General features: G+C 64.0%; 7 protein-coding genes and 2 pseudogenes. 6 read left to right on the plus strand and 3 right to left on the minus strand.

Going from position 1 to position 8,702, the window contains the following annotated elements; genetic code table 11:
- A pseudogene (locus A5906_RS45745) lies at window positions 1–593 on the plus strand (adenylate/guanylate cyclase domain-containing protein); the annotation flags it as partial.
- A gap of 192 nt (window positions 594–785) precedes the next feature.
- On the opposite strand, the gene pobA reads toward A5906_RS45745, so the two are convergent.
- Window positions 786–1,958 (minus strand): 4-hydroxybenzoate 3-monooxygenase, encoded by a 1,173-nt coding sequence (gene pobA, locus A5906_RS37670; protein WP_080140168.1) that lies wholly within the window; start codon window positions 1,956–1,958, stop codon window positions 786–788.
- A 50-nt stretch (window positions 1,959–2,008) separates the two neighbouring features.
- Between pobA and A5906_RS37675 the strand changes: the two genes are divergently transcribed.
- Complete coding sequence (locus A5906_RS37675) at window positions 2,009–2,914, plus strand: helix-turn-helix domain-containing protein (protein ID WP_080140169.1); 906 nt, start codon at window positions 2,009–2,011, stop codon at window positions 2,912–2,914.
- Between the two features lie 275 nt (window positions 2,915–3,189).
- Window positions 3,190–3,801, plus strand: a complete 612-nt coding sequence (locus A5906_RS37680) for a LabA-like NYN domain-containing protein (RefSeq protein WP_080140170.1) — start codon at window positions 3,190–3,192, stop codon at window positions 3,799–3,801.
- 24 nt (window positions 3,802–3,825) lie between these two features.
- Here A5906_RS37680 and pcaG read toward each other — a convergent pair whose 3' ends face one another.
- Both pcaG and pcaH read right to left on the minus strand, forming a co-directional pair.
- Entirely contained in the window at window positions 3,826–4,452 is a 627-nt protein-coding gene (pcaG, locus tag A5906_RS37685) for a protocatechuate 3,4-dioxygenase subunit alpha (protein ID WP_080140171.1), read from the minus strand.
- Window positions 4,453–4,456: 4 nt separating this feature from the next.
- Complete coding sequence (pcaH, locus tag A5906_RS37690) at window positions 4,457–5,245, minus strand: protocatechuate 3,4-dioxygenase subunit beta (protein ID WP_080140172.1); 789 nt, start codon at window positions 5,243–5,245, stop codon at window positions 4,457–4,459.
- Window positions 5,246–5,343: 98 nt separating this feature from the next.
- Here pcaH and A5906_RS37695 point away from each other — a divergent pair, with 98 nt between their 5' ends.
- The 3 genes and pseudogenes from A5906_RS37695 to A5906_RS45750 all read left to right on the plus strand — a co-directional run.
- Window positions 5,344–6,273, plus strand: coding sequence for a LysR family transcriptional regulator (locus A5906_RS37695; RefSeq protein WP_080140173.1), 930 nt, complete (start codon window positions 5,344–5,346; stop codon window positions 6,271–6,273).
- 80 nt (window positions 6,274–6,353) lie between these two features.
- On the plus strand, window positions 6,354–7,658 hold the full coding sequence (gene pncB, locus A5906_RS37700; protein ID WP_080140174.1) for a nicotinate phosphoribosyltransferase: 1,305 nt from the start codon (window positions 6,354–6,356) through the stop codon (window positions 7,656–7,658).
- Window positions 7,659–8,020: 362 nt separating this feature from the next.
- Window positions 8,021–8,702 (plus strand): annotated as a pseudogene (locus A5906_RS45750) (GGDEF domain-containing protein); the annotation flags it as partial.

Genomic DNA, 8,702 nt, shown 5'->3' on the forward strand with positions numbered 1-8,702 from the left:
CACCCGCCGACGATCCTGCCCATGCGCGCAACGCCGTCCACGCGGCGCTGAAATGCCACGAGAAGCTGGCAGACCTCAACGCCAACAACCCCGCCTTCGCCGGCCACGGCCTCTCGCACCGCATCGGGCTCAACAGCGGCGAAGCCGTGGTCGGCAATATCGGCTCCCGCCGCCGTTTCAACTACACCGTGATGAGCGACACCGTAAACGTCGCCTCGCGGCTCGAAGGCGCCAACAAATATTACGGCACCGCGATCATGGCATCGGAAGCAACGGTCGCGCAGAGCGGCGACACATTTGCGTGGCGCGAGCTGGACGCGATCAGGGTGATGGGGCGCGGCGAATCGATCAGGGTGTTCGAGCCGCTGGCGGAGAAGGGCGCGGAGAGCGTCGCGCAGGCGAAGGTGACCGCGGCGTACGCGGAGGGGCTGGCCTGCTGGCGGGCGAGGGAATTTACGAAAGCGGCCGATACGTTCGAGCGCACGGCGCCGAGCGATCCGGCGTCGGCGTCGTTTGCGAAGCGCGCAAGGGCGCTTGCGGCAAGTCCGCCGCCGCCGGATTGGACGCCGGTCAATATACTGGAAGGGAAGTAGTGGCCTCTTATCCTGCCTGGAAGGGTGAGGGTCGGTTCACATTGAGCGCAGCGATAATATGAGCCGGGGTGGAGTCACAGTCCCTCCTCACCAACAGTGCCCGCGTGGAGAGATCACCCCACCCGCTCGCGCTGCGTGCGCTTCCCCTGCCCCTCACGGCCCCCTCCAGGGGAGGGTGAAAGTGGCCACTGCCTAAAACGGCAGGCCCACATAATTCTCCGCGAGCAGGCGCTGCGCCGTCTCCGACGAGAGCAGATAGTCCAGCTCCGTCTGTTGCAGACGGTCTTCATATTCGATCCGGTCAGGGAAACGATGCAGCAGCATCGTCATCCACCAGGAGAAGCGCTGCGCCTTCCAGATCCGCGCCAGCGCCTTGGCGGAGTAGCCCTTGAGGCCGGAATCGTCGCCGCGCTGATAGTGCGCGAGCATGGCGTGGTAAAGATAGTAGATGTCGGAGGCGGCGCTGTTCAGTCCGCGCGCGCCGGTCGGCGGCACGATGTGGGCGGCATCGCCGGCGAGGAACAGGCGGCCATAGCTCATCGGCTCGGCGACGAAGCTGCGCAACGGCGCGATGCTCTTCTCGATCGACGGCCCCGTAATCAGGCGTCCTGCGACGTCGTCAGGCAGGCGGCGCTTCAGCTCGGCCCAGAACGCATCGTCGCTCCAGTCCTCCACCTTGTCGGTCAGCGGCACCTGGATGTAGTAGCGGCTGAGCACTTGCGAACGCAGGGAGCAGAGCGCAAAGCCGCGCTCGTGCTTCACATAGATCAGCTCGGGCGACACGGGCCTGGTACGCGACAGAATCCCGAGCCAGCCGAACGGATAAATCTTCTCGTATTCGCGCAGGACATCCTTCGGGATCGATTTGCGGCTGACGCCGTGAAAGCCGTCGGCACCGACGATGTAGTCGCAATCGACGCGGTTTGTCTCGCCGTTCGATCGGTAGGTCACATAGGGCCGGTCGGAGGCCAGGTCGTGCGGCGTCACATCCTCGGCATTGTGCACGACCTTGCCGCCAAAGCGGTCACGCGCCTCATAGAGATCGCGCGTGAGCTCGGTCTGGCCGTAGACCAGCACCGAATTGCCGCCGGAATGCTTGTGCAGGTCGATCTTGGAAAGCACGCCGTCATGGGCGATCTCGAACCCGTTGTGGATCTCGCCCTCCCGGTCCATCCGCTCGCCGCATTGTGCCTCGCGCATCAGTTTCGCAAAACCGTGCTCGAGCACGCCGGCGCGGATCCGGGCGAGCACGTGGTCGCGGCTGTATTTCTCCAGCACGATCGTGTCGATGCCTTTGAGATGCAGGAGCTGGGACAGCAGCAGCCCGGACGGCCCACCGCCGATGATACAGACCTGAACTTTCATTTTTGCGTCCTCCCGTCGGCACTTTTTTGCAGATTTTGCGCTGAAGCCCGATGGAGGGTTTCGCCTTTGTCTTGTACTATTCGAACATGAGAAGCACCGCTCCTGCCCCGGCGATCCGGGTCTACAATCTGTTCGGCGAATCCGGCGATCTGCCCGACGTCGTGCATTGCGAGACGATTGCGTCCCGCTCAGTGCTGCACGACTGGACCCTCGCCGTGCACCGGCATGCCCGGCTGCACCAGGTGCTGCTGATCGAGCGCGGCGGCGGCGAAGCGACGCTCGACGGGCGGGTGGTACCCTTGAAGCCGATGCAGATCGTCAACGTGCCGGTCGGCCACGTCCACGGCTTCCGCTTCGAGCCGGATACCCAGGGCTGGGTATTGACCATCGCCGCCGAAATCCTGGACGAGGCGCTGCTTGCCGCCGAAGGTTTGCGCGGAGTCCTGTCGCAATCGGGCGTGGTGCGCGGCACGCCGCAGCTCCGCGCCACCATGAAACAGATCTTCGCCGAGCACGCGGCGCGTGACTACGGTCGCGCCCATGTGCTGCGTGCGTTGTCGGCGGCCATGATCGGACTGGTCGCCCGCGCGCTCACCGGCGAGAGCGGCGGCAACGGCACGGCGGAAAGCGGTCTCTTCCGCCGCTTCGAGGCGCTGCTCGAGCAGCATCATCTGGAGCGCTGGAGCGTCGCGAACTACGCAGGCGCGCTGTCGATCACGCCGACCCATCTCAACCGGATCACGCGGGCCGCCACCGGCGACACCGCCTCGCATTTGATCCTCAACCGGTTGATCCGCGAAGCGCGGCGCAACCTCGTCTACACCAACCTCCCGGTCTCGACGATCGCCTACGCGCTCGGCTTCGAGGATCCCGCCTATTTCAGCCGGGTCTATGCGGCCGCCACGGGACTGTCGCCGCGCGCCTTTCGCGCGCAGCTGCATGGTAGCGAAGGGTGACCATCAGACGTTGCCGGTGCGACCACTTACCTTCGTATATGCGGTGCTATCCTTTGGATAGAGGCCCTTTACCTCCGTACAATTGAGCAGGGAATGGGCTCGCCTTAGCGTGGCTGTATTCGGCGCCCCGGCGCTGGTGGCCATGGAATTCCCTCGACCTCGGCGCAAGGCGGCCCCTTCCTCCGGTCGTCTGCGCCACTTTTTCAGCAAGCCATCGGCGCCGCCGGTATTTTCCCGCGCGACAGACTGTGCGCGGAATTGGAGATTTGTGCAGAATGTCTTCGATTGGGAAGATCGCACTCTTTATCGATGGCTCCAATCTCTACGCCACCTCGAAAGCGCTCGGCTTCGACATCGACTACAAACGTCTGCTCGGCGAATTTCAAGGCCGGGGTACGCTGTTGCGCGCCTTCTACTACACGACCGTCGTCGAGGATCAGGAGTTCTCGTCAATTCGTCCGTTGATCGATTGGCTCGACTATAACGGATACACCGTCGTCACCAAGCTCACCAAGGAGTTCGTCGACGCCACCACCGGCCGCCGCAAGGTGAAGGGCAGCATGGATGTCGAGCTCGCCGTGAGTGCAATGGAGCTTGCGGAGCATGTCGACGAGATCGTGCTGTTCTCGGGCGATGGGGACTTCCGCTCACTGGTGGAAGCCCTGCAACGCCGCGGCGTCCGCGTGACGGTCGTCTCCACGCTCTCCACGCAACCCGCCATGGTCGCCGACGACCTGCGCCGGCAGGCGGACGTCTTCATTGATCTGGTGGAACTGAAACCAAAAGTGGGGCGCGATCCGGTCGAGCGGCCGGTATCACGTGAGGTGCGGATGCCGCCGCAATTCCTCGCGCGCGGAACGATCAGACGTGACGACCGGGTCGAGTGATCCTGCGCCCCGATCGCCGGACAGTCACACGTCGAAGAACACCGTCTCCTCAGGGCCCTGCAAATTGATCGTGAAGGAATATACGACCTTGCCGGCGCGCTCGCTGCGCGTGGCGATCAACGTCTTGCGGCGCGTCGGCTGCTCGATCAGGTTGAGCACGGGATCGGCGGCATTGGCGGCCTCTTCGTCCGAGAAATAGAGCCGCGTGTTGAGACCGATATTGATGCCGCGCGCGACGATCCAGACATTGACGTGCGGCGCGCATTTGCGCCCGGTCTTGTCGGTGATCGCGCCGGGCTTGATGGTCTCGAAAGTGACGAGGCCGCTGTCGAAGTCGGAGCCGGCGCGGCCCCAGCCGCGAAACCCTTCCTCCAGCGCACCGGCCGAGCGATCCGCCGGGTGGTTGTAGCGGCCGGCCGCATTGGCCTGCCAGATTTCCAGCAGCACGTCGCGCAGCGGCGTACCGCTGCCGTCGAGCACTCTGCCTTCCAGCGTGATGCGCTCGCCCTTGCTGTTCGGCGTCACCAGCACGTTGGAAAAGTTCTTCTCGAAGATGTCGAAGCCGGCCATCGCGGGGATTAAGCCGATATGGACGTAGGGACCCGCGGTCTGCGAGGCGGTTTCCTTGAGATAGTTCAGGGGCTGCGGCATGGACTTAGTTCCCCGCGGTGCGATTTTCGAAATAGGTGGAACGCTGGCCGCGCAGGACGATGTCGAAGCGGTAGGCGAGCGAGTCGAACGGCGTCGAGGCGTTGAGGTCGAGCGGCGCGACGAGACGGTCGAGCGCGTCCTTGTCCGGAATGGTCGTCAGGATCGGGCAGACCGGAATCAGGGGGTCGCCTTCAAAGTACATCTGCGTGATCAGCCGCTGCGCAAAGCCCGAGCCGAATACCGAGAAGTGAATGTGAGCCGGGCGCCAGCTGTTGACGAAATTGCGCCAAGGATAGGGGCCCGGCTTCACCGTGCGGAAATAGTAGTAGCCGGTGTCGTCCGTCAGCGCGCGGCCGCAGCCGCCGAAGTTCGGATCGATCGGCGCGAGATAGGTATCCTTCTTGTGGCGGTAGCGGCCGCCGGCATTGGCCTGCCAGAATTCGACCAGAGTATTCGGAACGCCACGGCCGGTCTCGTCCAGCACACGCCCGTGGACGATGATGCGCTCGCCGACGGGATCGCCGTCCTTGGCGTAGTTGCGGATCAGGTCGTTGTCGAGCGGGCCGAGATCGTTGTGGCCGAACACCGGCCCCGTGATCTCCGAGACCGAATTCTCCAATGACAGCAGCGATTGGCGCGGGGAGCGCAGCACGGAGGATTTGTAGCCGGGCGCATAGGCCGGCGGATGGATGGAGCGGTCGCGCTGGAAGAAGCCGCCATCGCCAAGCGGCGGCGTGAACGGCTCGGGGCGGTTGAGGCGGGGATCCTGCAAGGCTTTCGCCTGGGCATTCATCGGCGTTGTCTCTCCCTGGGGCGCCCCGGGGGTCCGGGTGCGCGGCTTATTGAACGATAATGCCGCCACCTATTCCCAAGATAAATAGATCGATTATAATGAATTACATGAAGGAAATCGATCATTTGGCGCTCGACGGCCACGCCCTCGAGCTGTTCCTCGCGGTGCTGGAGGAAGGCTCGGTGACGGCGGCGGCAACGCGGCTCGGCTTGACACAATCCGCGGTCAGCCACGGACTGAACAAGCTGCGGCGGATTGCCGGCGATCCGCTGTTCGCCAAGTCCGGCCGCGGCATTGTCGCCACGGCACACGCCCAGGCCCTTGCGGCGAGGGCGCGCGCGCTGATCGACGAGATGCGCAGCTTCGCCGGCGGCGTCAGCTTTGCGCCGGCCCAGGCCCAGCTGTCGCTGACGATCGCCGCCAACGATTTCCAGCGCGACCTGCTGCTGCCGCGCTTCTTCGACCATGTCGCCGGCCAGGTGAAGAATTTGAACCTGCGCGTCATTCCCTCGCAATCGCCCTCGCCGGCCATGCTGCGCGAAAACCGCTGCGATCTCATGATCACGCCGCTGCCACCGTCCGGCGTCGACATCGTGCAGAAGCGTCTGCTCAGCGATCATTACGTCTGCTACTACGATCCCAAGGCACGCGCGGCGCCCGCCGGCCGCAGCGCCTATCTCGCCGCGCGCCACATCACCGTCGTCTATACCGACAACGAACGGCTCGACTTCGACCGCCGCCTCGCGGCCAACGGCTTCCACCGCGACATCGCCATCTCGGTGCCGAGCTTTTCGGGCGTGCCGTCTTTCCTGCGCGGCTCGCAGATGCTCGCGAGCATGCCGAGCCTGCTCGCATCCGGCGTGATGAGCGGCTTCGCGCAAACGCAGATTCCGTTGGCATCTCGCACACGAACGCTGGCCGAACTGCCGATGTTCATGGTCTGGCACCAGCGCTACCAGAAGGACCCGGCCCATCGCTGGATTCGAGGCCAGCTCGAGACCGTCGCGGCGACGGCAGCCGGAGACTGAGCCCCCGCTCCAAACTCGCGGAAGCCTGCCCCTCGCCAAACCCACTGGTTGGCCGCGGGCCACCACGCTAGAATTGCCCCATGACAGTGACCGATATTGCGAGCCGGACCTACAATCACAGCTGGCGGCTGGACCCCATCATCCGCAGCCTGCTTGATACCGACTTCTACAAACTATTGATGTTGCAAATGATTCGGGAAGATTATCCGGATCAGCAGGTGACCTTCTCGGTCATCAACCGCTCGCGCCATGTGCGGCTCGCCGAGATCATCGACGAGGGCGAGCTGCGGGCCCAGCTCGACCACGCCCGCACCATCCGCTTCACCAAGAAAGAGCTGATCTGGCTGGCCGGTAACACGTTCTACGGCAAGACCCACATGTTCTCGGCGGACTTCATCCGCTGGCTCGCCGAATTCCGCCTTCCCGAATACGAGTTGCGCAAGGTCGACGGCCAGTACGAATTGCACTTCCACGGGCCGTGGACCCACACCTCGATGTGGGAGATTCCGGCGCTCGCGATCCTGAACGAGCTGCGCTCGCGCGCGGCGATCAAGGGGCGAGGCCGCTTCGAGCTCGACGTTCTCTATGCCCGCGCCAAGGCCAAGCTGTGGACCAAGGTCGAGCGGCTGCGCAAGCTGGAGAATTTGCGGCTCTCCGACTTCGGCACGCGCCGCCGCCACGGCTTTCTCTGGCAGCGCTGGTGCGTCGAGGCGGTGAAGGAAGGTCTCGGCCCCTCCTTCATCGGCACATCCAACGTGCTGCTCGCGATGGACAACGATCTCGAAGCGATCGGCACCAATGCCCATGAGCTGCCGATGGTCGCGGCTGCGCTTGCCAAAGACGACGAGGAGCTGCGCTGGGCGCCCTATCGCATTCTCGACCAGTGGCGGCAGACCTATGGCGGCAACCTGCTGATCGCGCTGCCCGATGCCTTCGGTACCAAGGCCTTCCTGCGCGATGCGCCGGAATGGGTCGCCGACTGGACCGGCTTCCGCCCCGACAGCGCGCCGCCGATCCAGGCCGGCGAGGAGATCATCGCCTGGTGGGAGAAGAAGGGTCGCAACCCCAGGGACAAGCTGCTGGTCTTTTCCGACGCGATGGACGTCGGCTCGATCGAGGAGACCTATCACCATTTCAGCGGCCGCGTGCGGCTGTCGTTCGGCTGGGGCACCAACCTCACCAACGACTTTGTCGGCTGCACGCCCGACGGCTCGTTCAATCTCGATCCGATCTCGCTGGTCTGCAAGGTGTCGTCGGTCGACGGCCATCCGGCGGTCAAGCTCTCCGACAATCCGGAGAAGGCAACTGGCCTGCCCTCGGAGATCGAACGTTACCTGCGCGTGTTCGGCGACGCCGGCCGCGTGCGAAAGCCGGTGCTGGTCTAGCAATTCTCTCGATCGGGTAAACCGCACGCGACGAATGCGCGGCATTGATTTGCCGAGACCGCGCCAGTTCCGCTTTCTCGGTATTTGAAGCGATCTGCGGCCATCCGCTTCACGACGCTTTCACCCTGCGACGCTGTCCTCTGCATTTTTCAGGTCGAGTTAAGCAACCTTCTCCTCTACTTGGCGTTGCAGGCGCAACCGCTCCGCTGGGGGTCGTTGAGCGATTTGGGGAACGCAGGGTGTTTCGCAGAACAGCGTCGTCGACGAAGGGACACAACTTCCTTCACGTCATCAAGCTCGTCTCGCCTTTCGCGATGGTCGTCGTGCTCCAGGCGACGATTGCTGGATTCAGCCTCGAGGTGATGTCGTCGGTCCGCGCCTATGTCGCGGGAGAAGCGCTATGGTCGCGCTCGCAGAAGAACGCAGTCTATTTCCTCAATCTCTATCTGCATTCGGGCGAGCCGGGCCAGTTCGCGCAATACCAGGCTTCGCTTGCCGTTCCCATCGGCGACGAGTTTGCTCGCTGGGCACTCGAGCGCGATCCCGTCGACGTCGAGGCCGCCCGCATCGGCTTCCTGCAAGGTGGCAACCACCCTGATGACGTTCCCGGATTGATCTGGCTGTTTCGTTATTTCAATGGCGTCAGCTTCCTCCAGGAAGCGATCCGCGAGTGGACCGCCACCGATCCCATGCTGCTGGAGTTGAGCGTCTTCGGCGAGGTCATCCGGTCCGAGCTGGCAAAGGGCCCCGTTCAGGACAGCGGCCGTCTGCAATTCCTGTCGGCGCGCCTCTCCGAGCTCAACGCCCAATTTACCGTGCATGCCAAGCGCTTCTCCACCGTGCTCGGCGAAGGCTCCCGCGCCATCAAGGTGACGCTCACCTGCCTCAACATTGCGACCGCCGCGACCCTGATCCTGCTCCTGATCTGGCACACGCGGCGGCTGGTACTGCAGCGACAGGCATTCGAGAACGCCCTGCATGCCGAGAAGGAGCGCCTCGCCTGGCAGGCATCGCATGACTGGCTGACGGGCCTTGCCAACCGCC

The sequence above is a fragment of the Bradyrhizobium sacchari genome, assembly GCF_002068095.1.
Classification (GTDB): Bacteria; Pseudomonadota; Alphaproteobacteria; order Rhizobiales; family Xanthobacteraceae; genus Bradyrhizobium; species Bradyrhizobium sacchari.